Source organism: Novosphingobium sp. UBA1939 (genome assembly GCF_002336885.1).
Classification (GTDB): Bacteria; Pseudomonadota; Alphaproteobacteria; order Sphingomonadales; family Sphingomonadaceae; genus Novosphingobium.
Genome location: NZ_DDFB01000009.1, coordinates 1 through 23,930 on the forward strand (window position 1 = coordinate 1; position 23,930 = coordinate 23,930).

24 protein-coding genes and 1 pseudogene are annotated in these 23,930 nt (G+C 67.4%); 20 read left to right on the forward strand and 5 right to left on the reverse strand.

Annotated elements, in window-relative coordinates; genetic code table 11:
• From B3547_RS22020 to B3547_RS01100, 4 genes and pseudogenes are all read right to left on the reverse strand, one after another.
• A pseudogene (locus B3547_RS22020) lies at positions 1-160 on the reverse strand (DNA polymerase Y family protein); the annotation flags it as partial.
• 34 nt (positions 161-194) lie between these two features.
• Positions 195-998 carry an ImuA family protein gene (locus B3547_RS01090; protein WP_292959651.1) on the reverse strand — a complete coding sequence of 268 codons (804 nt, stop codon included), beginning with the start codon at positions 996-998 and terminating at the stop codon, positions 195-197.
• A gap of 84 nt (positions 999-1,082) precedes the next feature.
• Complete coding sequence (locus tag B3547_RS01095) at positions 1,083-2,324, reverse strand: MgtC/SapB family protein (protein ID WP_292959652.1); 1,242 nt, start codon at positions 2,322-2,324, stop codon at positions 1,083-1,085.
• 7 nt (positions 2,325-2,331) lie between these two features.
• Entirely contained in the window at positions 2,332-3,024 is a 693-nt protein-coding gene (locus B3547_RS01100; protein ID WP_292959670.1) for a VIT1/CCC1 transporter family protein, read from the reverse strand.
• Between the two features lie 178 nt (positions 3,025-3,202).
• Between B3547_RS01100 and dgcN the strand changes: the two genes are divergently transcribed.
• From dgcN to B3547_RS01160, 12 genes are all read left to right on the forward strand, one after another.
• Positions 3,203-4,213, forward strand: coding sequence for an N-acetyltransferase DgcN (gene dgcN / locus B3547_RS01105; protein ID WP_292959653.1), 1,011 nt, complete (start codon positions 3,203-3,205; stop codon positions 4,211-4,213).
• Positions 4,198-5,190, forward strand: a complete 993-nt coding sequence (gene dgcA, locus B3547_RS01110; RefSeq protein WP_292959654.1) for an N-acetyl-D-Glu racemase DgcA — start codon at positions 4,198-4,200, stop codon at positions 5,188-5,190. The genes dgcN and dgcA overlap by 16 nt, the downstream gene beginning before the upstream one ends.
• Positions 5,191-5,233: 43 nt before the next feature.
• Positions 5,234-6,118, forward strand: a complete 885-nt coding sequence (locus B3547_RS01115) for a LysR family transcriptional regulator (protein WP_292959655.1) — start codon at positions 5,234-5,236, stop codon at positions 6,116-6,118.
• 116 nt (positions 6,119-6,234) lie between these two features.
• Positions 6,235-7,368, forward strand: a complete 1,134-nt coding sequence (locus B3547_RS01120; RefSeq protein WP_292959656.1) for an acyl-CoA dehydrogenase family protein — start codon at positions 6,235-6,237, stop codon at positions 7,366-7,368.
• Positions 7,365-8,570, forward strand: a complete 1,206-nt coding sequence (locus tag B3547_RS01125) for an acyl-CoA dehydrogenase family protein (protein ID WP_292959657.1) — start codon at positions 7,365-7,367, stop codon at positions 8,568-8,570. The genes B3547_RS01120 and B3547_RS01125 overlap by 4 nt, the downstream gene beginning before the upstream one ends.
• A gap of 16 nt (positions 8,571-8,586) precedes the next feature.
• Positions 8,587-9,744, forward strand: a complete 1,158-nt coding sequence (locus tag B3547_RS01130; protein WP_124808473.1) for an acyl-CoA dehydrogenase family protein — start codon at positions 8,587-8,589, stop codon at positions 9,742-9,744.
• Positions 9,745-9,766: 22 nt separating this feature from the next.
• A complete protein-coding gene (locus tag B3547_RS01135) occupies positions 9,767-10,747 on the forward strand; it encodes an NAD(P)H-dependent flavin oxidoreductase (protein ID WP_292959658.1) in 981 nt (326 codons plus the stop codon).
• A 134-nt stretch (positions 10,748-10,881) separates the two neighbouring features.
• Positions 10,882-12,078, forward strand: a complete 1,197-nt coding sequence (locus tag B3547_RS01140; RefSeq protein WP_292959659.1) for a glycosyltransferase family 4 protein — start codon at positions 10,882-10,884, stop codon at positions 12,076-12,078.
• 71 nt (positions 12,079-12,149) lie between these two features.
• Positions 12,150-13,076: a CmcJ/NvfI family oxidoreductase gene (locus B3547_RS01145; RefSeq protein WP_292959660.1), complete on the forward strand. Its 927-nt coding sequence runs from the start codon at positions 12,150-12,152 to the stop codon at positions 13,074-13,076.
• A gap of 108 nt (positions 13,077-13,184) precedes the next feature.
• Positions 13,185-13,466, forward strand: a complete 282-nt coding sequence (locus tag B3547_RS01150) for a DUF2061 domain-containing protein (RefSeq protein ID WP_124808477.1) — start codon at positions 13,185-13,187, stop codon at positions 13,464-13,466.
• 36 nt (positions 13,467-13,502) lie between these two features.
• Positions 13,503-13,991 carry a flavin reductase family protein gene (locus B3547_RS01155; protein ID WP_124808478.1) on the forward strand — a complete coding sequence of 163 codons (489 nt, stop codon included), beginning with the start codon at positions 13,503-13,505 and terminating at the stop codon, positions 13,989-13,991.
• 364 nt (positions 13,992-14,355) lie between these two features.
• Complete coding sequence (locus B3547_RS01160; RefSeq protein WP_124808479.1) at positions 14,356-15,051, forward strand: Crp/Fnr family transcriptional regulator; 696 nt, start codon at positions 14,356-14,358, stop codon at positions 15,049-15,051.
• Between the two features lie 160 nt (positions 15,052-15,211).
• Here the strand turns inward: B3547_RS01160 and B3547_RS01165 are convergent, their stop codons facing one another.
• On the reverse strand, positions 15,212-15,895 hold the full coding sequence (locus tag B3547_RS01165; RefSeq protein WP_124808480.1) for an OmpW/AlkL family protein: 684 nt from the start codon (positions 15,893-15,895) through the stop codon (positions 15,212-15,214).
• A 236-nt stretch (positions 15,896-16,131) separates the two neighbouring features.
• Between B3547_RS01165 and ccoN the strand changes: the two genes are divergently transcribed.
• Genes ccoN through ccoS form a run of 8 tightly spaced genes read left to right on the forward strand, consistent with a single transcriptional unit; the run spans position 16,132 to position 23,916 of the window.
• A complete protein-coding gene (gene ccoN / locus B3547_RS01170; protein ID WP_124808481.1) occupies positions 16,132-17,793 on the forward strand; it encodes a cytochrome-c oxidase, cbb3-type subunit I in 1,662 nt (553 codons plus the stop codon).
• A 25-nt stretch (positions 17,794-17,818) separates the two neighbouring features.
• Positions 17,819-18,571 carry a cytochrome-c oxidase, cbb3-type subunit II gene (ccoO, locus tag B3547_RS01175; RefSeq protein ID WP_124808482.1) on the forward strand — a complete coding sequence of 251 codons (753 nt, stop codon included), beginning with the start codon at positions 17,819-17,821 and terminating at the stop codon, positions 18,569-18,571.
• Positions 18,568-18,744: a cbb3-type cytochrome c oxidase subunit 3 gene (locus tag B3547_RS01180; RefSeq protein WP_124808483.1), complete on the forward strand. Its 177-nt coding sequence runs from the start codon at positions 18,568-18,570 to the stop codon at positions 18,742-18,744. Before ccoO ends, B3547_RS01180 begins: the two co-directional genes overlap by 4 nt.
• Positions 18,734-19,669, forward strand: a complete 936-nt coding sequence (gene ccoP, locus B3547_RS01185) for a cytochrome-c oxidase, cbb3-type subunit III (protein WP_292959661.1) — start codon at positions 18,734-18,736, stop codon at positions 19,667-19,669. The genes B3547_RS01180 and ccoP overlap by 11 nt, the downstream gene beginning before the upstream one ends.
• A 5-nt stretch (positions 19,670-19,674) precedes the next feature.
• Positions 19,675-21,147: a cytochrome c oxidase accessory protein CcoG gene (gene ccoG / locus B3547_RS01190; RefSeq protein ID WP_124808485.1), complete on the forward strand. Its 1,473-nt coding sequence runs from the start codon at positions 19,675-19,677 to the stop codon at positions 21,145-21,147.
• Positions 21,144-21,626 (forward strand): FixH family protein, encoded by a 483-nt coding sequence (locus B3547_RS01195; RefSeq protein ID WP_292959662.1) that lies wholly within the window; start codon positions 21,144-21,146, stop codon positions 21,624-21,626. Before ccoG ends, B3547_RS01195 begins: the two co-directional genes overlap by 4 nt.
• Positions 21,623-23,770, forward strand: a complete 2,148-nt coding sequence (locus B3547_RS01200) for a heavy metal translocating P-type ATPase (RefSeq protein WP_223806507.1) — start codon at positions 21,623-21,625, stop codon at positions 23,768-23,770. The genes B3547_RS01195 and B3547_RS01200 overlap by 4 nt, the downstream gene beginning before the upstream one ends.
• Positions 23,767-23,916: a cbb3-type cytochrome oxidase assembly protein CcoS gene (gene ccoS / locus B3547_RS01205; protein ID WP_124808487.1), complete on the forward strand. Its 150-nt coding sequence runs from the start codon at positions 23,767-23,769 to the stop codon at positions 23,914-23,916. The genes B3547_RS01200 and ccoS overlap by 4 nt, the downstream gene beginning before the upstream one ends.
• The last annotated feature ends 14 nt before the right edge of the window (positions 23,917-23,930 follow it).

Genomic DNA, 23,930 nt, shown 5'->3' on the forward strand with positions numbered 1-23,930 from the left:
GCAGCATGGCCCGGGCCAGGTGACCCAGCGCCTGCCGCTCGGCGGCGGGATCGCACGGCAGCGTCGCCAGCGTGGGGCAGCGCGCCCGTGCGTCCGCCAGCGTCATCCCGGCGGAAAGACCGGCCTTGCGGGCATGGCTGTCCACCTGCGCCAGGCGCAGGGCGTTGCCCGTGCGCATGACCAGCGCGAACGGCTCAGGCGGCGCGGGGAGGGACGAAGCCGCCGCTTCCCGCGCCCGCTCGCACGCCAGGTACGGGAACCACAGTGCCAGACAGCGCCGGTCCGTGATGGAGGGCGCGCTCCGCTTCCCGGAAGGTTCCATGTTCCGCATTCCATTCCAGCCGCCAGCGCAGGCCGCCCATGCCGCCGCGCTGGCGCAACAGTTCCGCTTCGATGGCCGGCCAGCCCGGCGCGTTCGCTTCCAGCGCCGTGGAAGGCGCGCTGGTGATGGCCCAGCGGGTGCGCGCCGCGCTGGGGCGGGGCGGGGCATCGCCGCGCAGCACGATCACCGCCTTGCCCGCCTGTTCTGTGCCATCCTGTTCCGCCGCCAGCGCCAGGCGCCGGCTGGTGGTGAGATCGTACCGCGCCAGCCGGCCCTGCGTTTCCAGCAGGACCGTGCCGACGCCGGGGCAGCGGGCCGCCTCCAGCCCGGCGCGCAGCAGGTCCAGTTCGCTGGCAGTGCGCACGATCACCAGCCGCCCGGGCGCCAGTCCCAGCGCCGCCAGCCCTTCCGCGCAAGGCAGGGCGGGAAAAGCCGCGGGGCGGGGGCCGCCGATCAGGAAGATCGCCTGCCCGTGCCTGCCCGCCCCGTGCCTGTCTTGTTCGCTGTCCCGGCGGATCGTGGAAAACAGGGCGAAGGCCATGGCCGCCGCCCAGTCTTCCGGCGCGGCGTGGATTTCATGGAGCCCACCCGCATCGAGCGGCGGCATCCGTGCGGAAACCCGTTCCCTTGCCTCGGGCCGCAAGGGCCGGCCGAGTGGAAAGACGTTGCCAGTCATACTCCGAATCACATGGTTGTTCTTTTTATGTTCCAACTTTGAGGGGGATTTGTCCATCGCCGATGATGGAGTGGGGACGAACGTCTAAAGCAGCGCCCAGCCGGCCAGCGCCGCACCCGATGCCACCAGCGAAGCGGCGAGCGGCAAGGCGGCGCGCACGCCGCCGGCGCGCCAGCCGATTACCGCGGTCATGCCGGCCTTGACCGCGGTATTGGCCAGGATCGGGGCGGAAAGGACAAGACCGGCGGTGCGTCCGTCCAGCGCGTCGGCGGGAAGGTTGGCGAGCGTCAGCACGGCCGCGTCCACGTCGGACACGCCGATCAGTCCCAACACCACCGCGATGCCGCTGCTGCCGAAGCGGGACAGCGCCCAACGCGCCGCCAGCGACAGCACGGCGACCAGCCCCGCCAGCAGCAGAGCGGGGGTAAAGCTGAGCGGATTGCCCAGCGTTACTTCCCCGGTTCGCGTTTCCTGTCCGCGCCAGGCGATCAGCGCCAACAGCCCGGCAACGAGCGTGGCAGGCGCCATGGCTACCGCAAGCGAGGGCAGGGCACGCGGCACGAGTGCCAGCACCAGCAGTTGCACGCGCACGAACATGACGATGGAAGCCAGCGCGATTCCGGCGGTCAGGGCCCCGCGCGCTTCGGGTTCGGAACGCAAGCGGCGCGCATATTCCGCCGTCACCGCCGTCGACGAGACGATGGCCCCGGTCAGCGCGACGAACAGGATGCCGCGATTGGTCCCGTAGCGCCGCGTCACGACATAACCCGCGAACGACAGGCCGGTCACGAAGACCACGACCAGCCAGATACGGCGCGGGTTCCACGCCTCGTAGGGGCCATAGGCGGCATCCGGCAGCAAGGGGAGCACGACCAGCGCGACCAGTACGAAGCGGGCGGCCGCCTCCACCTCCTCGGCGTTCAGGCCCCTGAGCAGCGCATGCATCGATTGCCGGCCACTTAGGATCGCGAACATCGCCGCCGCCGCGCCGAGCGCCACGGTCGGCGAAATACGCACCGCGACCAGCCCAACGCCGAATGTCAGCATCGCCGCGATCGTCGTCGTGGCGGACAGCCGGTTTTCGCGCATGGTGCGGACATAGCCGACGACAAGGACGGCCAGCGTGCCGAGGCCGATGACCGCAGCCAGGCCATCGCCCAGCAATCCCGCGAGGCCGCCCAGCAGACCGATAAGCCCGAACGTGCGGAACCCCGCGACCCGGTTGCCTTCGCCTTCTGCGCGCTGGCTGAAGCCGCGTTCGATCCCCACCAGCAGCCCGGCGGCAACCGCGGCAAGCAGGCCAATGAGGGAAGACGCCGCCGCCATCAACGGGTCAGACGCTCGCGCCCACCAGTCGGCCGATCCCGGCGGTAATGGCCATGGCCAGCGCCCCCCAGAACACCACGCGCAAGACCGGCCGCGCCGGGCTGGCCCCGCCCGCCCGCGCACCGATCCAGCCGAGCAGGGCGAGGAACAGGATAGACCCCACCGCTTCGCCCGCCACGGTCCCGCCTGCGGGCAGAACCGCGGCAAGGATAACCGGCAGCAGCGCTCCGGCGGTGAAGGTCGCCGCAGAGGTGAAGGCAGCCGTGACCGGGCGCGCGGTCGTCAGTTCGGTGATGTGCAGTTCGTCGCGGGCATGGGCGCCCAGGGCATCGCGCGCCATCATCTGCTCGGCGACGCTGCGCGCCAGATCGGGTTCCACCCCGCGTTCGACATAGAAGCCGGCCAGTTCATCGAGTTCGGCTTCGGGCTGGGTCGCCAGTTCCTGCCGTTCGCGATCCAGGTCGGCGCGTTCGGTGTCGGACTGGGAACTGACAGAAACATATTCGCCAGCGGCCATCGACATCGCCCCGGCGACCAGCCCGGCGATTCCCGAAACCAGCAGCGAGGAGCGTGAAGCGCCCGATGCTGCCACGCCGATGATCAGGCTGGCGGTGGAGACGATGCCGTCGTTGGCGCCCAGCACGGCCGCGCGCAGCCAGCCGATCCGGGCGACGAGATGGCTTTCGCGATGATGTGGCATCAGGGGACGGCGCAAGGCGGTTCCTTTCCTTTGGTTGCGACGGTCTTACACCGCCATGGAGGGGCGTGCCACGTCGCATACGTCCTATAACCCCAGGTTATAGAGGGCGCCCCTCTTTGGGCTTGGCGATGGCGCCACAACCCGCGAAACCGGCGGCGCAGCGAAGCGAGGAAACAGCATGATACCCGGCCCCTATCTGGTCTATCTTGGCGCGGTTACCGATCCGCTGGCCGCCAAGACGGCGCGTGGCATCGCGTTCTGGCGTCCCGGCATGGCGATTGCCGAAATGGCCGAACCGGGCTGCCCGGTCACGGTGGGCTTGCCCCGGATGAGCCTTGTCGAAGCCGTGGCGGCCGGCGCGCGGACGGCGGTGCTGGGCTATGCCAATGCCGGTGGGGTGATGGACGCGGGAACGGTTGCCTTCTGCCTGGAAGCCCTGGGCGCGGGGCTGCATGTCGCTTCGGGCCTGCACGCGCGCCTTGCCGGCAATCCGGCGATACGCGCCGCGGCGGAAACCGCCGGGCTTTCGCTGTTCGACGTGCGCGAACCGCCCGCTTCGCTGCCGCTCGGCACCGGGCGCAAGCGCGCGGGGAACCGGCTGCTGACGGTGGGCACCGACTGTGCGGTTGGCAAGATGTATTCCACGCTGGCGATCGAGCGCGAACTGCGCGGTCGGGGTGTTGCGGCCGATTTCCGCGCCACGGGGCAGACCGGCATCCTGATCGCCGGATCGGGCGTGCCGATCGATGCGGTGATCGCCGACTTCATCGCCGGGGCCGCCGAATGGCTTTCGCCCGAACGCCACGATGGCGGCTGGGACCTTATCGAGGGGCAAGGGTCGCTGTTCCATCCCTCCTATGCCGGCGTTTCGCTGGGCCTGCTGCACGGCGCGCAGGCGAGGGCGCTGGTGCTGTGCCACGAGGCGGGGCGCGAGACGATCCGCCATGCTGGGGACTATCCGGTGCCGGTGCTGGCCGCATGCCTGGCGCGCAACCTGGAAGCCGCGCGCCTGACAAGCCCGGATGTGATCGCGGTGGGCGTCGCGGTCAACACGTCGGCGCTGCCAGGGCAGGAAGCGCAGGCATACTGCCGGCGCGTGGAGGATGAACTGGGTCTTCCGTGCCAGGACCCGGTGGCGATGGGTGTGGATCGGATCGTGGATCGGCTGCTGGCATGTTGCGCAGCGTAGATATTCGCGTCGAATGCTGGCCCTTGCGCGCGCCGTTCCGGATAGCGCGCGGCACGCGCACGGACATCGCGGTGGTGGTCGTCACGATCGGCGAAGGGAGCGTGGCCGGGCCGGGCGTTGTCGGGCGGGGCGAGGGCACGCCGTCCGCCCGCTACGGCGAGACGCCGGAATCCGTGCGTTTGCAGATTGAAGCCGCGATACCGGCGCTGCAGGCCGGTTGCGACCGCGCGGCGCTGCGCACGCTGATGCCGCCCGGCAGCGCGCGCAACGCGGTCGATGCCGCGCTGTGGGATCTGGAGGCACGCCATGCCCGAAACATCGCGCCCGTACTGCCGCCTCTCACCAGCGCGCAAACCGTCTCGATCGACCGGCCCGAGGCGATGGCGCGGGCGGCGCACAAGCTGGCGCGGGCGCGGCTGGTCAAGGTCAAGGTCGATGCCGCCGATCCGGAAACCTGCCTGCGCGCGGTGCGGTGCAGCCTGCCGGACACGACGCTGATCGTCGATGCCAACGAAGCCTGGACGATGCCGCTGCTGGTGGCGATGCAGCCGGTGCTGGCGGAACTGGGCATTGCGCTACTGGAACAGCCGTTGCCGGCCGGGCAGGATGGCGCGTTGGCAGGCTTCACGGCGCAGGTGCCGATCTGTGCCGACGAATCCTGCCACGTCGCTGCCGATATCCCTCGGTTGCGCGGGCTTTACCGGTTCGTGAACATCAAGCTCGACAAGACTGGCGGACTGACCGAGGCGCTGGCGCTGTACGACGCAGCGCGGGCCGCAGGCTTGGGCGTGATGGTCGGCTGCATGCTGGCGACCTCGCTCGGCATAGCGCCGGCGCTGCGGATCGCCGCACGCGCCGATTTCGTCGATGTCGATGGCCCGTGGTGGCTGCTCGAGGACCGGTCGGGTGGATTGCGCGTGCTGGACGATGGCGTTGTCGTACCGCCGCAGCCGGGCTTCTGGGGCGGTATTGCCTGAGGATCGGGCTTGCCAGGCGCGGACGTGCCCATAAGGTCGCCGCATGATCAGCCTGCGGCATATCGAGGTGTTCCACGCCGTCTATCAGACCGGCTCGCTCAGTGGCGCGGCGCGATTGCTGGGCGTGTCGCAGCCATCGGTGGGCAAGGTGCTGCGCCACGCCGAAACGCGGCTGGGCTTCGCGCTGTTCCGCGTGGTCAAGGGGCGGCTGGTACCGACCGACGAGGCGCACGAACTGTTCGCGGATGCCAGCGCGGTGCGGCACAGCGTCGACATGCTGCGCGAATCCGCGCGCAACCTGCGCCGGATCGAGCAAGGCCGGCTGCGCGTGGCGATGATCCATTCGCTGGGGCTGGAGGTGGTTCCCGATGCGGTGGCCGCGTTCGCCGCGCGGCATCCTGGCGTTTCGATCGATTTGCGGACGCTGCACAGCGAGGAACTGGTCGAGGCGCTGCAGGCCCGCACCAGCGATATCGTGATCGGCTATGACGCGCCGCGCCATCCCCGGCTGGCGCCCGTCATGCTCGGGACCGGCCAGATCGTGTTGTTGTTCCGCCGGCAGGATATTCCCGATCCTCCGGAGCGGATCGCGCTGGAGGACGTCCGCCACCTGCGCGTGATCGAACTGCTCAACGACGGCACCATCGGCAGGTTGCTGAGCCGTCGGCAGCCCACCGCGGATGACGGCGCCCCGGTGATCCAGACGAAGACCTATTTCGTGGCGGCGGCCCTGGTCGGACGCGGGCTGGGCGTGGCGATCATGGACGAATTCACCGCCCGGGCCTGCGCCAGCGAAGCCATGGATTATCGCCCGTTGAACGAAGCGATGCGCTTTGATGTGATTGCCGCGCATCTCGAAGACCGGCCGCTTTCCACCGTTTCGCACCATTTCCTCGAATGTGTCCGGGGCGCCTTGGCCACGCGGTGAGGGCACCTTTGCCCTTGCCTGATGCCCGTTCCTGTGTAGTTTAACTGATCGATTAAAAGAGGGTGGCGGCGCGCGCTGGATCTTGGCCGAACGCCGCGGGAAAAGGGGTGCGTGAAATGTCGATCCTTCTTGACGAGGGACAGCAGGCGATTGCGACGGAGTGCCGGCGCGTTCTGGAGGCGCGGTCGGACAAGGGGCGCTTGCTGGGCTTGCTGGAGCAGGTGGGCGCTTGCGACGCGGTGTTCCGGGATACGGCGGTGGAGCAGGGCTGGATGGCGCTGGCGATCGCGGAGGAGCATGGCGGGCTTGGTCTGGGCCTGATCGAGCTGGGGCTGGTGGCGCAGGCGACAGGCGGGGTAATCGCGGGCGCGCCGTTCCTGACGATGGGCTATGGCGCGGCGCGGGTGCTGGCCGAGGCTGGATCGGCCGAGGTGCAGGCAGCATGGCTCCCCCGGCTGGCGAGTGGCGAGGCGACGGCGACGGTGGCCTTCGCGGAAGGCAATGCGCCGCTGCCGCTACGCCCGACCACGGTCTTCGCGGCCGGTCGGCTGACGGGCGTCAAGGAAGGTGTGGTGGCCGGGCTTGCCGCGGACATCGCGGTGGTCTGGGCCATGAACGAGGGTGAGCCGGCGCTGGTGCTCGTCGAGCTGGCTGACGGGAATCGGGCCGGTGCCACGCGCAATCCGGTGGATGGCTTCGACAACAGCCGCCTCTATGCCGACCTCGCCTTTGCCGAGGCGCCGGCCACGCTGCTGGCGCGGGGCGAGGCGGCCCGCGCGCTCGCGCTCGACGTGCTGGCGCGGATGGCGGTGGTGACGGCGCACGAACAGACCGGCGGGGCCGAAACGCTGCTGACGATCGCGCGCGATTATGCCGTGACGCGCAAGGCCTTCGGCCAGCCGATCGGCGCGTTCCAGTCGGTCAAGCACCGCATCGCCGAGCTGTACGGGCTGGTCGAGATCGCGCGGGCCAACTGCATCCATGCGGCGGCGCTGGCGGATGCTGCTGACGGGACGTCCAATGGGACAGCCAACTTCCTCATCGCGTCGGCGGACGCGCGGATTTCCGCGACCGAGGCCTATGACACCGCCGCGCGCGATTGCGTGCAGATCCACGGCGGGATCGGCGTGACCTGGGAGCAGGGGCTGCATCTGCACATGCGCCGCGCGCGCAGCCTGGCGATCGAGCAGGGCAACCTGCTGTTCTGGGAAGACCTGCTGGTCGATCACCTGACGGGAGAAGTGGCATGAGCGATTACGAAGCTTTCCGCGCCCGCGCCCGCACGTGGCTGCAATCGGTGGCGGGCGAGTTCGGGCGCGAGGCCCGGCGCGGGCTGGACGTGGAGCAGGATCTGGCGCTGGGCCGGCGCTATCTGGCGGCGCGGTTCGACGCGGGCTTTGCCGGGATCAACTGGCCCACGGAGATGGGCGGGCAGGGCCTGACCCACATCGAGAAGGTGATCTTCGATACCGAGGAGATGGGCTTCGGGATGCCCACGGCCTATTTCGGCATTTCGCTGGGGATGCCGGTGCCGATCCTGATGCGCTTCTGCGAGGACAAGGCCTTCGTCAAGGAACGGGTGCTCAAGGCGCTGCGCGGTGAGGAAATCTGGTGCCAGCTGTTCTCCGAGCCAGCCGGCGGATCGGATCTGGCCGGCCTGCGCACCCGCGCCGAAGTGGACGGCAACGGCTGGAAGCTCAACGGGCAGAAGGTGTGGACCAGCTGGGCGCAGTATTGCGACTATGGCGTGATCGTGGCGCGGACCGATCCCACGGTGCCCAAGCACAAGGGGCTGACCTATTACTGGGTGGACATGAAGGCGCCCGGCGTCGAGGTCCGTCCGATCAAGCTGGCGGGCGGGGACAGCCACGTCAACGAGGTGTTCTTCGACGACGTGCGGCTGGAGGATAGCCAGCGGATGAGCCCGGTGGGCGGCGGCTTCGCGGTGGCGATGGCGACGCTGATGATCGAGCGCTACGTGGCGACCGACAGCGGCGGCTTCGGCCCGCATCTTGACCTGTTCGTGGACCTGGCGCGCGATGTGGAGATCAACGGCCGCCCGGCGATCGAGGATGGTCGCGTCCGTTCGCAGATCGCGCGCAACCACGCGATGCGCGCGGGGCTGGAATCGATCACCACGCGCGCCATGCTGATGATGCAGGCGGGGATGGAGCCGGGGCCGGAAGGCTCGCTGAACAAGCTGGTGGCGGTGCGCAGCCGGCAGAAGCTGTCGGAACTGGCGATCGACCTGCAGGGCAACGCCGGCCTCGCGTTCGATCCGCATGCCTCGCAGAAGGAGAACTGGACGGCGAGCTGGCTCAACGCCCCCACCGGGCGGATCGCCGGCGGCGCGGACGAGATGCTGCTCAACACCATCGCCGAACGCATCCTGGGCCTGCCTCAGGACCATCGCCCGGACAAGGGCGTGCCGTTCAACCAGATCCCCGCGTAAGGACGATAGCGCAGGCATGACCGAAAACGAGGACATGGCGGAAATCCGCCGCGCGGTGCAGGCGCTGTGCGCGGATTTTCCCGGCGAATACTGGCGGGACAAGGACCGCGACCGCGCCTATCCGGCGGAGTTCGTGGACGCGCTGACGCGGTCCGGGTTCCTGGCGGCGCTGATCCCGCCGGAATACGGCGGTTCGGGCCTGAAGCTCGATGCGGCGGCGGTGATCATGGAGGAAATCCAGGCATCGGGCTGCAACGGGGCTTCCGCCCACGCGCAGATGTACATCATGAATACCCTGCTGCGCTATGGCAGCGCGGAACAGAAGCAGCGCTACCTGCCCGGCATCGCCAGCGGGGAATTGCGGTTGCAGGCGTTCGGCGTCTCGGAGCCGACCAGTGGGACGGACACGCTTTCGCTGCGCACGGTGGCCGTGCGGGATGGCGATCACTACGTGGTCAACGGCCAGAAGATCTGGACCAGCCGCGCCGAATATTCCGACCTCATGCTGCTGCTGGCACGGACCACGCCGCGCGATGCGGTGGCCAAGCGGACCGAAGGGCTTTCGATCTTCCTGGTCGACATGCGCGAGGCGGTGGGCAAGGGCATGACGATCAAGCCGATCCGCACGATGATGAACCATTCGACGACCGAAGTGTTCTTCGACGACCTGCGCATCCCGGCTTCCGCTCTGATCGGAGAGGAGGGGCAGGGCTTCCGCTATATCCTTTCGGGGATGAACGCCGAACGCATCCTGATCGCCTCGGAATGCGTTGGCGATGCCAAGTGGTTCATCGCGCGCGCCAGCGACTACGCCCGGGAGCGCAAGGTGTTCGGCCGCGCGATCGGGCAGAACCAGGGCATCCAGTTCCCGATCGCGCGCGCCTATGCCCAGATGCGCGCCGCCGAACTGATGGTCCACCATGCGGCGCAGGTCTACGACAGCGGCGGCAATCCGGGCGCGGAGGCGAACATGGCCAAGCTGCTGGCAAGCGAGGCAAGCTGGGCGGCCGCCGACATGTGCGTGCAGACCTTCGGCGGCTTCGGCTTTGCCGAGGAATACGACGTCGAACGCAAGTTCCGCGAGGCGCGGCTCTATACCGTGGCGCCGATCAGCACCAACCTGATCCTCAGCTATCTTGCCGAGCATGTGCTGGGGCTGCCGCGCAGCTACTGACGAACACGGGAGAGGACGAACAATGGCTTTCAAGACGCGCATTACCGAGATGCTGGGGATCGAGCATCCGATCGTGCAGGGCGGGATGATGAACGTGGGCTATGCCGAACTGGCGAGCGCGGTCTCGAACGCGGGCGGGCTTGGCATCATCACCGCGCTGACCCAGCCGACGCCGGACAAGCTGCGCGAGGAGATCGAGCGCACCCGGGCGATGACGGACAAGCCGTTCGGCGTGAACATGACGATCTTCCCGACGGTCAATTCGCCCGACTACAAGGCCTATGCGCAGGCGATTATCGATGGCGGCGTGAAGATCGTGGAAACGGCGGGCACGCAGGCGGTGCGCGAGATCTGGGAAATGCTCAAGCCGCACGGCGTGACGATCCTGCACAAGTGCACGGCGGTGCGCCACGCGCTGTCGGCGGAGAAGGCGGGGTGCGACATCGTCTCGATCGACGGCTTCGAATGTGCTGGCCACCCTGGCGAGGACGACATTCCCGGCCTGATCCTGATCCCGGCGGCGGCGGACAAGGTGAAGATCCCGCTGCTGGCCTCGGGCGGCTTCGGCGACGGGCGCGGGCTGGTCGCGGCGCTGAGCCTGGGCGCGGAAGGGATCAACATGGGCACGCGGTTCTGCGCGACGCAGGAAGCGCCGATCCACGCCAACGTGAAGCAGGCCTATATCGAAAACGACGAACGCGGCAGCTTCCTGATCTTCCGCAACTTCAAGAACACCGCGCGCGTGGGGCGCAGCGCGGTATCGGAAGAAGTGGTGCGGCGCCTGTCGCAGCCCGAAGCGGTGTTCGAGGACGTGCGCGAACTCGTCTCGGGCGTGGCCGGCAAGGAGCTTCTCCAGACCGGCGACCTTACCAAGGGCGTGTTCTGGGCCGGCATGGTCCAGGGCCTGATCCACGATGTGCCGACCTGCCAGGACCTGATCGACCGCATCATCCACGATGCTGAAAACATCGTCCGCCAAAGGCTCGATCGCTTCCTGGCCTGAGGTTCGGCGCTTGCGGCACTGACGCGCGGCCCGTTGCCCGTTATACCCCCCTTATGCCGCATCGCCGTTGCGGGGCGGCGAAGAGGGGCGGCCAGAGGGGGAGTGGGCCTTTGTCGGAAATGCCGGTGGCGAAGATGAAGATCCTCTGGGCCAGCGTGTTCAGCCTGCTCGATACGTCGAGCGGCGCGGCGATCGCGATCCGCGAAATGCTGATGCAACTCGTCCATCGGGGGCACGAAGTCGATATTCTGGGGGCCACCGTTTTCGATCACCCGGCGGGCGTCTCGCGCATCGCCGATTCCTGGGACGAGGTGCGCGCACGGGCGGGGCAGTGGGTGAACGTGGACGACGGCCCGCTCCGGCATCGGCTCTACGTGACCGGGGAGACCGCGCGCCCGCTGCTGACATCGCGCGAGGAAGGCGACTGGCACGAGGCGCTGCTGGGCCGGCTGGACGCATTCGGGCCGGATATCGTGTTCTTTTATGGCGGGCAGACGCTGGAGATGCTGACCGCGATCGACGCGCACCGTGCCGGCGCGGGCGTGGCCGCCTATCTGGGCAACGGGCATTTCCATGGCAAGCGCTGGTGCCGGGATATCGACCTGTTGCTGACCGCCAGCGAGACCAATGCGGCGTTCTATCGCGAGCGCGAAGGTTACGAAGTGTGCCCCGTGGGCGTGTTCATCGATCCTGCTGCCGTGGTGGCGCAGCACCCCCAGCCTGACCGGATCCTGTTCGTCAACCCAACCCTGGAGAAAGGGGCGGCCGTTGTCTGTCGCATGGCCATGTTGCTGGAACGCCGCCGGCCGGACATCGTCTTCGAGGTGGTAGAGGCGCGCGGCAAGTGGGAGGACATCGTCCGGCTGGTGACGGCCGCGTTCGGAGAACCCCGCGACAGCCTGTCGAACGTGGTGGTAACCCGCAACACGGTGGACATGCGGCCCCTCTATGGCCGGGCGCGCTGCCTGCTGGTGCCGACGCTGTGCTGGGAAAGCGCGGGACGGGTGATCGTGGAAGCCATGCTCAACGGCATTCCGCCGATTGTCAGCAACCGGGGCGGGCCGCCAGAGATGCTGGGCGAAGGCGGCTTGCGCATCGAATTTCCGCCGGCCTGCTACGAGCCGCCCTATGCCGAGCTTCCCAGCGACCGTTTTCTTGAACAGATCATCGAGAAGATCGTGGCGTTTGTCGATGATCCCGGCTTCCATGGCCATTTTTCGAGCCACGCCCGCCTTTTGGCCGCAACGAAACACGATATTCGCCACAATACCGATGTCCTGGAGCGGGAATTCGCCGCGCTTGCCGCCCGGCGCACGGGCAGTGCCTCATAAACCCCTGGACGGAATTACACGTATGTGTAATTAGGTAAGCTAACAATGTGCGGGAAAGAGGACGCTTGGCGATGGGTGGCATGGTGGAGCCGATCGAAGGCGATGCGATCGAGGATAGCGCGCGCGCGGCGCCAGCGCTGATCCGCTATCTGGCCGAGGGCGACTATGTAACGCGCCGCTATGTGAGCCGTGGCGCGGAGATCAATACCGGCGATTATGTGGACCACGCGACGGTGGTGCGCGACGGGATGCCGATCCGCGATCACTTCACGCTGGACCGTCACGGTTTCATGATCGGCCGGCACCGCTCCGCCATCGCCGATTTCCACGACAGGGCGGCGGTGGACGCGGGCTATCTGCGCGAGGTGGAGAAGCTTGTCGCGCGGATGTGCGGGGCAGACCGCGTGGCGGCGCAAGGGTGGATGATCCGCACATCGGCCGATCTCAGCGCGCGGGCCAAGGAGAAGGTCGAGAATTACCAGCACGCCGGCGGCATCCAGCCCCCGGCGGGCGAAGCGCATGTCGACTACAACGAGATTACCGGCCGTCGCGCGGCGGCGCGGATTCACGGCCAGGCGTTCCCCGATGCGCCGCCCTATGCCCGCTACATCTGCTTCTCGCTATGGCGCACGTTTTCGCCGGGGCCGCAGGACTGGCCGCTGGCGGTATGCGACGGGCGCACGGTGCGCGACGAGGAAACCGCCTCCAACACGCTGTTCGTGGTCGATGAATTCCCGACCGGCGATGCGCTGACCGCGCCGGTGGAGGGCGAGGAGGACATGATCGCCGCCACGATCTTCCGCTACCGGCCGCGCCATCGCTGGTGGTATTTCTCCAACATGGCAGCCGATGACGTGCTGCTGTTCAAGTTCCAGGACAGCGACCATTCCGTGACCTGGCGCTGCCCGCACACTGCCTTCCACGATACCAGCCTGCCCGATGCGAAGACCCGCTCCAGCATCGAGGTGCGCTGCGTGGCCTATTTTGACCGGGCCTAGGGAGGGGCCCTAAAGCCCGGCTATCCCGTGGCGAACGATTTCGCGCTATTCACCCCGCGGCGGCGCGGCTAGGGGCCGGTGTCGCACACCCGCCACCCGGGAGATGGCATGATACTGTTCAGGGGCCACGAGACACACTCGCGCTCACTCATCAAGGGCATCAGCTGGCGCGCGCTCGGCAGCATCGATACCTTCCTGCTGAGCTGGTTCTTCACCAGCAACGCCAAGGCCGCCGGCGCCATCGCCAGCACCGAGATTATCACCAAGATCCTCCTCTACTATTTCCACGAACGCGCATGGGCTTCGGTCAACTGGGGCGCCAAGCGCGAACCGGAGGCCGAGGAGGGCGATGTTCTGGCCGGTATCGTCAGCGGCGCCGACGCGACCTGACTTGACCTTGCGCGCCATTGCGGACAACGAGAGCCAATGATCGATCCCCGCCATTTCCGCGACGTTCTCGGCACCTATCCTACCGGTGTCTGCGTGATTACCGCCGTTGACGCGGACGGTCATCGCAGCGGGCTGGTGGTCGGCTCGTTCACGTCGATCTCGCTCGATCCGCCGCTGGTGGGCTTCTTCCCCGACAAGCGATCGGGAACCTGGCCGAAGATCGCGGCTATCGGTCGCTTTTGCGTGAACGTGCTGGGCGCCGACCAACTCGACCTCTGTCGCCGCTTCGCTTCAAAGGCGGACGACAAGTTCGCCGAACTCGCGCACGGCCACACGCCGTCGGGCCAGCCGCTGCTGGACGATGCGATCGCGTGGATCGACTGTGCGGTGGAACGAGTCGAGGATATCGGCGATCACTGGCTGGTGGTGGGCGCGGTCGAGGCGATGGAGCGCCGCGAACAGGGCACACCTCTGCTGTTCTTCCGTGGCCAGTACCACGATCTTGTCTGCCTTCAGGACAGCTGACCGGCACGCGAAGGGAGCGGGCTGGCCGGAAGAATTTCCAACGCCTGATATTTTTTGCAGATGCGCGCCCGTTTTTGACTTGCGTCAAGGTGGGGAGAATCGATCCGGGGCATTCCTTGGGCGTCGAAAGGAAGCAGCAACGCCACCCGTTGGGGTTTCCTTCCGTGATTTCTCCCCAACTCGGGCGGTCGTGAGGCCGCCCTTCTTTTTTGTGGCCCGGAACTGACTGGTTCGCATATCCGAAAATAGAACGACGGGTATTCGCCCAAGCGCGGTCTCCCTTAGCAATCAGGGGGTTGCGCAACCGTCAAATACGACGCAAGTGTGATTGTCGTGGTTGGGGGAAGATGATAGGCGGACCGTCATGTCTTCGTGTGAAACCTGCGTCGTCCGCAATCGGGCCATCTGCTCGGGGCTGGACAATAAGGAAATCACCGCTCTTAATTCGATGGGGCGGCGTCGTTCCGTGTCGGCGGGGGAGCCGCTGATCTGGGAGGATGACGATTCCCTCCTTGTCGCCAACGTCATCGATGGCGTTCTCAAGCTGGTCACCAGCACAGAGGACGGCCGCGAGCAGATCGTGGGCGTGGCTTATCCGTCCGATTTCATCGGCCGCCCGTTCGGCCAGACCAGCCGGGCCAGCGTCGTCGCGCTGACGGACGCGCGCGTCTGCGTATTCGCGCGCAACGATTTCGACCGCTTTGCGCGCGAGCATCCCGAACTGGAGCACAAGCTGCTGGAGCGCACGCTGTCCGAACTGGACCGCACGCGGTCCTGGATGATGCTGCTGGGGCGCAAGACCGCACCCGAAAAGATCGCGACGTTCCTGCTGGAAATGTCGGAGCGGCTCGCCGAAACGGGCTGTCAGCCGAGCTTCGGCCCGGCCAGGCGCTTCAGCCTGCCGTTTTCGCGCCAGCAGGTGGCCGATGTGCTGGGGCTGACGATCGAGACGGTGAGCCGTCAGTTCACCAAGCTCAAGAACGATGGCGTGATCGAACTGCCATCGCGGCGCGAGGTGGAGATCGTCAATCGCGGAGCATTGCTCGCGCTCGCGGGATAATCGGTTCGCCGCACGGCGCGCGCTGCCCAGCGGCGTATTTCGGAAGTGACGAGCGGGCCGAACCGAGGCGATCCCAGAACCCCTGTTCGACCCGCCCGCCGCCCTTCCGGTCTGCCCCGCGCGTGGGTTGCGGGGCAGCGGCCGGACGGGAAGCCCTGGATCAGAAGCGGTAGCTCAGCCCCGCGCTGATCACCCAGGGATCAAGCGAGTGCTTGGTCCGCAACACTTCGGTGGACCCGGCATAGAAATGCGCGGTGGTGTCCATGAAGTACTTCTTGGCATCGAGGCTGACGCCGAGCCCGTTCTTGTTGACCGGGATGTCCACGCCGGCCTGGAGCGCGACGCCCAGCTTGTTCGACATGTTCACCTTGGTCACGCCCAGCGGTACGATGCTCGCGCCCGGCTTCTCGTCGATGTAGAAGAACACCGAGGGACCGACGCCGACATAGGGCTTGATGCCGCCGGGCAGCGGCAGGTGATACTTCGCCGTGAGCGTGGCCGGCAGGATCAGCACATGGCCGACGATATCGGTCGCGGCGGCAAGCGTGCCGGTGCCGCTGACGTGGTGCTGGGTGAAGCAGCAGATCGTTTCGACCGAGACGTTGGGCGAGAAGAAATACTCGACCGCGAGCGTCGGCACGACGTTGTCGTTGGCCTTGGTGTTGGCACCGGTGGTGAGCCCGAGCGGGTCCAGCTCTACCTTGGTGATCTTGCCGTCGGGCAGTACGCCTGTGCCAAGCAGCTTGACCTGGAGCTTGCCGTCCGGCGAGCCGGCCATGGCGGGGGTGGCGGCCAGCGGGGTGAGCATGGCGGCGCACAGCGCGGCCGCGAGTACCTTCTTCATACCTTGCAGTCCTGTGCCGCGGTTGCCTGCCCCTCGCAGGCCGAAATCCGAACCGTGGCGTGGGAGCCTGATGCACCGGTTGCGAATCAGCGACATTGACGGAGCGCAAAAATCGGCAGGAACCGCGCAAGACCAAGGTATGATGCGCAAATCCGGGCAATTTGTCCTGCATCAATGTTGTAGCGCGCCATACGTTGCACGCGCCTTCTCACATCTTGCATGGAAGGGAAGGCTCCATGGTTTCGCTAGTAACGCGCAGCGGCATATGGTTCGCTGTGCTTCTCCTTGCTGTCGTGGCGAGCGCGCTCGCCAAGGACGGCGGCTTCGCCATTCACATGGCAATCTGTGCGCTTGCCGCGCTGATCGGCATGATCGTCACGCTGCGTCAGGCCGACGTGGATTCGATCGCGCGCGGCATCCTCAAGATGCCCGATCAGGGCCGGTACGATGACGACCCCATCCGCTGGGGCGTGATCGCGACGGTGTTCTGGGGCATGGCGGGGTTCCTCGCCGGGCTTTACATCGCGCTCGAACTGACCTGGCCGCAGCTCAACCTGGGCCTGGAATGGATCAACTTCGGTCGCCTGCGCCCGCTGCACACTTCCGCGGTCATCTTCGCTTTCGGAGGCAATGCGCTGATCGCCACGTCATACTACGTGGTCCAGCGCACTTGCCGGGCGAGGCTGGCCTTCCCCGGCCTCGCCCGTTTCGTCTTCTGGGGCTACCAGCTGTTCATCGTGCTGGCCGCCACCGGCTATCTGCTTGGCATCACCCAGGGGAAGGAATACGCCGAGCCGGAATGGTACGTCGACCTGTGGCTGACGATCGTGTGGGTGGCTTACCTCGCGGTCTTCGTCGGCACGATCGTCAAGCGGACCGAGCCGCACATCTACGTGGCCAACTGGTTCTACCTCTCGTTCATCCTGACCGTGGCGATGCTGCACATCGTCAACAACCTGAACCTGCCGGTCTCGATCTTCGGGTCGAAGAGCTATCCGGTGTTCGCCGGCGTGCAGGGCGCGCTGGTGCAGTGGTGGTACGGCCATAACGCGGTGGGCTTCTTCCTGACCGCCGGCTTCCTGGCCATGATGTACTACTTCGTGCCCAAGCAGGCCGAACGCCCGATCTACAGCTATCGCCTGTCGATCATCCACTTCTGGGCGCTGATCTTCCTCTATATCTGGGCGGGTCCGCACCATCTGCACTACACCGCGCTGCCCGATTGGGCGCAGACGCTGGGCATGGTCTTCTCGGTCATGCTGTGGATGCCCAGCTGGGGCGGCATGATCAACGGCCTGATGACGCTGAACGGCGCTTGGGACAAGATCCGCACCGATCCGATCATCCGCATGTTCGTGATGAGCCTGGCCTTCTACGGCATGAGCACGTTCGAAGGCCCGATGATGAGCGTCAAGGCGGTCAACAGCCTGTCGCACTATACCGACTGGACCATCGGCCACGTCCACTCCGGCGCGCTGGGCTGGAACGGGATGGTCACCTTCGGCACGCTCTATTACCTCACGCCGCGCCTGTGGAACCGCGAACGGCTCTACAGCCTGCGCATGGTCAACTGGCACTTCTGGCTCGCGACCACGGGTATCGTGTTCTACGCCGCCTCGATGTGGGTGGCCGGCATCACCCAGGGCCTGATGTGGCGCGAATACGGGCCGGACGGCTACCTGGTGAACTCCTTCGCCGAAACCGTTGCCGCGCTGCACCCGATGTACGCGCTGCGCGCCTTCGGTGGGCTGCTCTACCTCAGCGGCGCAACGATCATGGCGGTGAACATCACCCGCACGATCCTTGGCCACACGCTGCGTGACGAGAAGCCGATGACCGAGACGCCCTACGACGCCGCCAGGGACGTGCCGCTCGCCGGCGCCCCGGCGCACGCCTGACACGCCCGGAGAAGGAGAAAAGACAATGGCACTCTCCATCATGGAGCGTCACAAGAAGCTGGAACGCAACATCACCCTGCTGGGCATCTGTGCCTTCGCGGCGGTGACGGTGGGCGGCATCGTGGAAATCGCACCGCTGTTCTGGATCGACAACACGATCGAGAAGGTGGAGGGCATGCGGCCCTACACCCCGCTGGAACAGGCCGGGCGCGACATCTACGTCCGCGAAGGCTGCTACGTTTGCCACAGCCAGATGATCCGTCCGTTCCGCGACGAGGTCGAACGCTATGGCCACTACAGCCTGGCCGCGGAATCGATGTACGACCATCCGTTCCAGTGGGGCTCGAAGCGCACCGGGCCGGACCTTGCCCGCGTGGGCGGCCGCTATTCCGACGAATGGCACGTCCAGCACCTGAAAGATCCGCGCGCGGTCGTGCCGGAATCGATCATGCCGACTTACGCGCACCTTGCCGAGCACGATCTCGACGCGGGCGACATGACGGCATCGCTGCAGACGCTGTACCAGGTCGGCGTCCCCTACACCAAGGACGACATCGCCAAGGCCAACGACGACCTGAAGGCGCAAGCCGATCCGCAGGCCGACGTGGCCGACTTCAAGAAGCGTTACCCGAAGGCGCAAGTGCGTGACTTCGACGGCGATCCCAAGCGTCTGACCGAAATGGATGCGCTGGTCGCGTATCTCCAGGTTCTGGGCACGCTGGTCGATGTCAACGCGCCGGCGGCGCAGGAGCAGCTCGCCAAGGAGAAGGGCCGATGAGCGCGCACTCCACCTACGACCTGCTGCGCCACCTGGCCGACAGCTGGGGGCTTCTGGTGATGACCTTCGTGTTCCTGGTTCTGTGCCTGTGGCCGTTCCTGCGGCCCGGCGCGCGCCAGCTCAGCGACGAAGCGGCCACCTCGATCTTCAAGGATGAGAACGATGGCGAATAAGCGGATCGACGACGCCACGGGCGTCGAAACCGTCGGCCACGAGTGGGACGGCATCGAGGAACTGAACAACCCGTTGCCGCGCTGGTGGCTGTGGACGTTCTACGCCTGCATCGTCTTCGCGATCGGCTATTGCGTGGTCTATCCCGCGATCCCGATGGTGAAGTCGGCCACGGCGGGCACCTTCGGCTGGACCAGCCGGGGCGCGCTGGCGACCGAGATGAAGGCCGCTGACGCCAGCCGGGCGGGTCTTCGGGCCGCGATCGCGGCAACGTCCGTGGAGCAGCTCGGGGCCGATCCCAAGTTGCTGCGCGCGGCGATCGAGGGCGGCCGCGCCGCGTTCAAGGTCAACTGCGTGCAGTGCCACGGCGCTGGCGCGGCGGGGGCCAAGGGCTACCCGAACCTCAACGACGATGACTGGCTGTGGGGCGGCGATATCGCCACCATCCACCAGACGCTGGAGCACGGCGTGCGCCAGCCCGGCGACGACGCCACCCGCATGAGCCAGATGCCGGCCTTTGGGCGCGACGGCATCCTGACGGCGGCGCAGGTGCAGGATGTGGTCAGCCATGTCCGCGTCATCAGCGGGCAGGAAAAGCCGAGCGCTTCGGCACAGCGCGGCGCGAAGATCTTCGCCGAGAACTGCGTGGTCTGCCACGGCGCGAATGGCGAGGGCAACCGCATGGTCGGCGCGCCGAAGCTGAGCGACGCGATCTGGCTCTATGGCGGCGATCGCGCCACGTTGACCGAAACCGTGACCAACGCCCGCTATGGCGTGATGCCCGCCTGGGGCGCGCGTCTGGACCCGGTCACCGTCAAGATGCTGGCGGCTTACGTCCACTCGCTGGGCGGCGGTGAAGCCACGCTGGCACCGGCACCCCAAGCTGCGCCGGCACCTGCCGCCGCGGCGGCTCCTCAAGCAAAGTAACGGCCATGAACGCGCAAGATCCCACCCTCGGCGCCGATCATTCCAACGACCTCGGTCTTTACGCCAAGCGCAAGTCGGTCTTCCCCAGGAAGACCGACGGACCGTTCCGCCGCTTCAAGTGGGCGGTGATGGCGTTCTGCCTCGCGGTGTACTGGGGCACGCCATGGATCCGCTGGAACCGTGGCCCCTACGCACCCGACCAGGCCGTGCTGGTGGATCTTGCGCACCGCCGTTTCTACATGTTCCAGATCGAAATCTGGCCCCACGAGTTCTACTTCGTTGCCGGATTGCTGATCATGGCGGGGATCGGCCTGTTCCTCGTCACCAGCGCGGTCGGCCGCGCGTGGTGCGGCTATGCCTGCCCGCAGACGGTGTGGACCGATCTGTTCCAGCATGTCGACCGCTTCATCGATGGCGACCGCAACGCGCAGATCCGTTTGCAGAACGCACCGTGGACCGCTTCCAAGATCGCCCGGCGGGTGTTCAAGTGGGGCGTCTATCTGACCATCGCGTTCCTGACCGGCGGCGCCTGGATCTTCTATTTCGCCGATGCACCCACGCTTCAGCGCGAATTCTGGACCGGCACCGCCGCGCCGGTCGCCTACGCCACCACCGGCGTGCTGACGTTCACGACCTTCTGGCTGGGCGGCTTCATGCGCGAGCAGGTCTGCGTCTACATGTGCCCCTGGCCGCGCATCCAGACGGCGATGCTTGATGAAAAATCGCTGACCGTCACCTACAAGCACTGGCGCGGCGAACCGCGCGGATCGGTCAAGGCGGCGGCGAAAAGCCCGGTGCCGCTGGGCGATTGCATCGATTGCCTGCAATGCGTGGCGGTTTGCCCCACGGGCATCGACATCCGCGAAGGGCCGCAGATCGGCTGCATCACCTGCGCGCTGTGCATCGATGCCTGCGACCAGGCGATGAGTAAGGTCGGCCGCCCGCGCGGGCTGATCGACTACTGCACGCTGGAAGACGCCGAGCATGAGGAGAAGGGTGAGAAACCCACGCCGATCCTGAAGACGATCTTCCGTCCGCGCACGCTGGTCTATTTCGCGGTGTGGGCCGCGATCGGCGTGGCCATGCTGTTCATGCTGGGCCAGCGCAGCCGGCTCGACGTTTCGGTGGCGAAGGATCGCAACCCCGAATTCGTCATGCTGAGCGACGGTTCGGTGCGCAACGGCTTCACCGTCAAGCTGCGCAACATGGAAGACCGCCCGCGCAAGATGGAACTCGCGCTCGACGGCCTGCCGGGGGGGGCGATCTACACCGACGAGATGGAAGCGGACGAGGCGAAGCGGTTGCTCGCGCTGGACGTGCCAGCGGACACGACGCGGCGCCTGCGCGTCTATGCCGTGCAGCCCCGTGCGGCGGCGAGGCCGGCGGACTTCGCCTTTACGGTGAAAGCAACCGATACCGAGGGCGGGCAGGACCGCGCCGCCACCACATTCACCACAGCGGAAGGAAACGGCCAGTGACCCAGCGTAGCCGTAACAGCCAGCATGCGCCGCGCCCGTTCACCGGGCGGCACATGGCGATGATCATGATCGCGTTCTTCGGCGTCGTGATCGCCGTCAACGTGTTGATGGCGCGTTTCGCGGTATCGACCTTCGGCGGCGTGGTCGTCGAAAACTCCTACGTCGCCAGCCAGCATTTCAACCGCTGGCTGGACGAAGCCCGCGTCGAAGGGGCGCTGGGCTGGAAGGCGGTGCTTTCGCGCACTGCGGACGGCCGCGTGATCGCCGAACTGCGCGACAGCGCGGGCAAGCCGCTGTCGGGCGCGAAAGTGACGGCTACGGCCGAGCATCCGCTGGGCCGCCGCCCCGAAACCGAACTGGCTTTCGGTGAAAGCGCGCCTGGCACGTATGCCGCCGCACTGGAACCGGGGCGCTGGCGGCTGCGGCTGGCGGTGACGGCGGAGGGCCATGAATGGCGAACGGTCGGGGAAGTCCAGTGAACGCGCCCGCGGGGCCGGCCGGAGCCGATCTGGCCCACCGCGATGCAACGGCGGACGATCTGCTGCACACCGTACTGTCCGTTCCGGGGATGCATTGCGCCGGCTGCATGGGCAAGGTCGAACGGGCCTTTGGTGAGGTGGATGGGGTCGTCGCGGCGCGTGCCAACCTGACCGCGCGCAGCGTCGATGTGTCGCACCGCGCGGGCGTGGAAGCGCCGGATCTTGTCGCCGCGCTGGCCATGGCGGGGTTCGAGGCGCAGCCGCGCGCGGCGGAGCGCGAGGCGCCCTCGGCGGTGAAGCCCCTGCTGGCGCCGCTGGCCGTGGCCGCCTTCGCCTGCATGAACGTGATGCTGCTGTCGGTCAGCGTCTGGTCGGGGGCCGACGGCACGACGCGGGACCTTTTCCACTGGCTTTCGGCAGCGATCGGCGTGCCCGCGATCGTCTTTGCCGGGCGGCCGTTCTTTTCCTCCGCCTTCGGCGCGCTGAAGCGCGGGCGGACCAACATGGACGTGCCGATCTCGATCGGCGTGACGCTGGCGACGGGGCTTTCGCTCTACGAGACCGTCACCCACGGGCAGGAAGCCTGGTTCGACGGCACGCTGATGCTGCTGCTGTTCCTGCTAGCGGGGCGCGTGCTGGACGCGATGATGCGCGATCGCGCGCGCGCGGGCGTCGATGCGCTGCTGCGGCAGGCGGCTACGGGCGCGATGGTGATCGAGGCCGATGGCGCGACGCGCTGGGTCGAGGCCGGCGCGCTGCTGCCGGGGATGCTCATGCGCGTGGCCTCGGGCGAGCGGCTGGCGGCCGACGGCGAGGTGCTGCGCGGGGAAAGCCGGTTCGACCAGTCGCTGCTGACCGGTGAAAGCGAACCGGTGGCGGCCGGGCCGGGAACGGCTGTCCACGCCGGCACGCTCAATGTCGATGCGCCGGTGGATGTGCGCGTTTCCGCGGTGGGGCAGGATACCGCGCTGGCCGAAATCGCGCGGCTGATGGAAGCGGCGGGGCAATCGCGCTCCAGTTACGTGCGGATCGCGGATCGCGCCTCGCGGCTCTATGCGCCGGCGGTGCATACGCTGGCGGCGCTGACGTTCGCGGGATGGATGATTGCCGGGGCGGGGCTGTACAAGTCGCTGGTGATCGCCATCGCGGTGCTGATCATCACGTGCCCCTGTGCGCTGGGCCTGGCCGTGCCGGTGGCGCAGGTGGTGGCGGCGGGCGCGCTGATGAAGCGCGGCATTCTGGTCAAGGACGGTTCCGCGCTGGAGCGTCTGGCGGCGGTAGACCGCGCGTTGCTCGACAAGACGGGGACGCTGACGCTGGGCCGCCCGGTGCCCGACGAAGCGGCGCTGGGCGCGCTTTCCGTCGCCGAGGCGGAAGTGGCGCTGGCGCTGGCCAGCCACAGCCGTCACCCGCTGTCGCTGGGGCTGGTGCAGGCCCTTTCCGCGCGCGGGGTGCGGGCTGCGGAACTGGACGATGTGCGCGAGGAGCCGGGGCGCGGCGTGACCGGCCTGTGGAACGGTACGCGGGTGACACTTGGCCGGCCGCAGGTGGCGCAGGGCATGGCCACCGCGCTGACGCTGGGCAGCGGCGTGATCCGCGTGATCCCCTTCGCTGACCGGCTGCGTCCGGACGCTGAAGCCGCGTTGCAGGGTCTGGCTTCGTTGCATGTGGAGGCCTCGATCCTGTCGGGCGATTCGCTGCCGGCGGTGGCCGCAGTGGCGCGGGCGACCGGGCTGACCGCGCAGGCGGCCGCTTCGCCGTCCGACAAGAAGGACGCCATCGCGCGGCTGCAGGAGGCGGGGCGAAATGTGCTGATGGTGGGGGACGGGCTCAACGACGGGCCGGCGCTCGCCGCCGCCAATGCCTCGATCGCGCCGGGCAGCGCCAGCGACGTTGGCCGGCAAGCGGCGGACCTGGTGTTCACCGGGGATTCGCTGCTCGCCCTGCCGCGCGCCGTCCGCGCCGCGCGGGCGACGATGCGGGTGGTGCGGCAGAACTTCGTGCTGGCCATCGGCTACAACGTGCTGGCGGTGCCGCTGGCGATGGCGGGCGTGGTGACGCCGCTGATCGCGGCGGTGGCGATGTCCACCAGTTCGCTGATCGTGGTGGGCAATTCGCTGCGACTGGCGGGAGCGGCCCGATGACGAGCATCGCTTTTCTTCTCCCGATCGCGCTGGGCATGGGGCTGTTCGGCCTGGCGGCGTTCTTCTGGGCGCTGCGCAAAGGGCAGTTCAATGACCTGGATGGCGCGGCCGCGCGCATCCTGATCGACGAGAACGAGGAAGGCTGACATGCACCGCGCCT

Bases quoted from the DNA above. Each gene is read 5' to 3' on its own strand.
- B3547_RS01150 (WP_124808477.1), top strand. From the start codon at position 13,185: ATGATACTGTTCAGGGGCCACGAGACACACTCGCGCTCACTCATCAAG.
- B3547_RS01095 (WP_292959652.1), bottom strand. From the start codon at position 2,324: ATGGCGGCGGCGTCTTCCCTCATTGGCCTGCTTGCCGCGGTTGCCGCC.
- dgcN (WP_292959653.1), top strand. From the start codon at position 3,203: ATGATACCCGGCCCCTATCTGGTCTATCTTGGCGCGGTTACCGATCCG.
- B3547_RS01125 (WP_292959657.1), top strand. From the start codon at position 7,365: ATGAGCGATTACGAAGCTTTCCGCGCCCGCGCCCGCACGTGGCTGCAA.
- B3547_RS01130 (WP_124808473.1), top strand. From the start codon at position 8,587: ATGACCGAAAACGAGGACATGGCGGAAATCCGCCGCGCGGTGCAGGCG.
- dgcA (WP_292959654.1), top strand. From the start codon at position 4,198: ATGTTGCGCAGCGTAGATATTCGCGTCGAATGCTGGCCCTTGCGCGCG.
- B3547_RS01135 (WP_292959658.1), top strand. From the start codon at position 9,767: ATGGCTTTCAAGACGCGCATTACCGAGATGCTGGGGATCGAGCATCCG.
- ccoO (WP_124808482.1), top strand. From the start codon at position 17,819: ATGGCACTCTCCATCATGGAGCGTCACAAGAAGCTGGAACGCAACATC.
- B3547_RS01155 (WP_124808478.1), top strand. From the start codon at position 13,503: ATGATCGATCCCCGCCATTTCCGCGACGTTCTCGGCACCTATCCTACC.
- ccoS (WP_124808487.1), top strand. From the start codon at position 23,767: ATGACGAGCATCGCTTTTCTTCTCCCGATCGCGCTGGGCATGGGGCTG.
- B3547_RS01160 (WP_124808479.1), top strand. From the start codon at position 14,356: ATGTCTTCGTGTGAAACCTGCGTCGTCCGCAATCGGGCCATCTGCTCG.
- B3547_RS01120 (WP_292959656.1), top strand. From the start codon at position 6,235: ATGTCGATCCTTCTTGACGAGGGACAGCAGGCGATTGCGACGGAGTGC.
- B3547_RS01115 (WP_292959655.1), top strand. From the start codon at position 5,234: ATGATCAGCCTGCGGCATATCGAGGTGTTCCACGCCGTCTATCAGACC.
- B3547_RS01100 (WP_292959670.1), bottom strand. From the start codon at position 3,024: ATGCCACATCATCGCGAAAGCCATCTCGTCGCCCGGATCGGCTGGCTG.
- B3547_RS01090 (WP_292959651.1), bottom strand. From the start codon at position 998: ATGACTGGCAACGTCTTTCCACTCGGCCGGCCCTTGCGGCCCGAGGCA.
- ccoN (WP_124808481.1), top strand. From the start codon at position 16,132: ATGGTTTCGCTAGTAACGCGCAGCGGCATATGGTTCGCTGTGCTTCTC.
- ccoG (WP_124808485.1), top strand. From the start codon at position 19,675: ATGAACGCGCAAGATCCCACCCTCGGCGCCGATCATTCCAACGACCTC.
- B3547_RS01180 (WP_124808483.1), top strand. From the start codon at position 18,568: ATGAGCGCGCACTCCACCTACGACCTGCTGCGCCACCTGGCCGACAGC.
- B3547_RS01165 (WP_124808480.1), bottom strand. From the start codon at position 15,895: ATGAAGAAGGTACTCGCGGCCGCGCTGTGCGCCGCCATGCTCACCCCG.
- B3547_RS01145 (WP_292959660.1), top strand. From the start codon at position 12,150: ATGGGTGGCATGGTGGAGCCGATCGAAGGCGATGCGATCGAGGATAGC.
- ccoP (WP_292959661.1), top strand. From the start codon at position 18,734: ATGGCGAATAAGCGGATCGACGACGCCACGGGCGTCGAAACCGTCGGC.
- B3547_RS01140 (WP_292959659.1), top strand. From the start codon at position 10,882: ATGAAGATCCTCTGGGCCAGCGTGTTCAGCCTGCTCGATACGTCGAGC.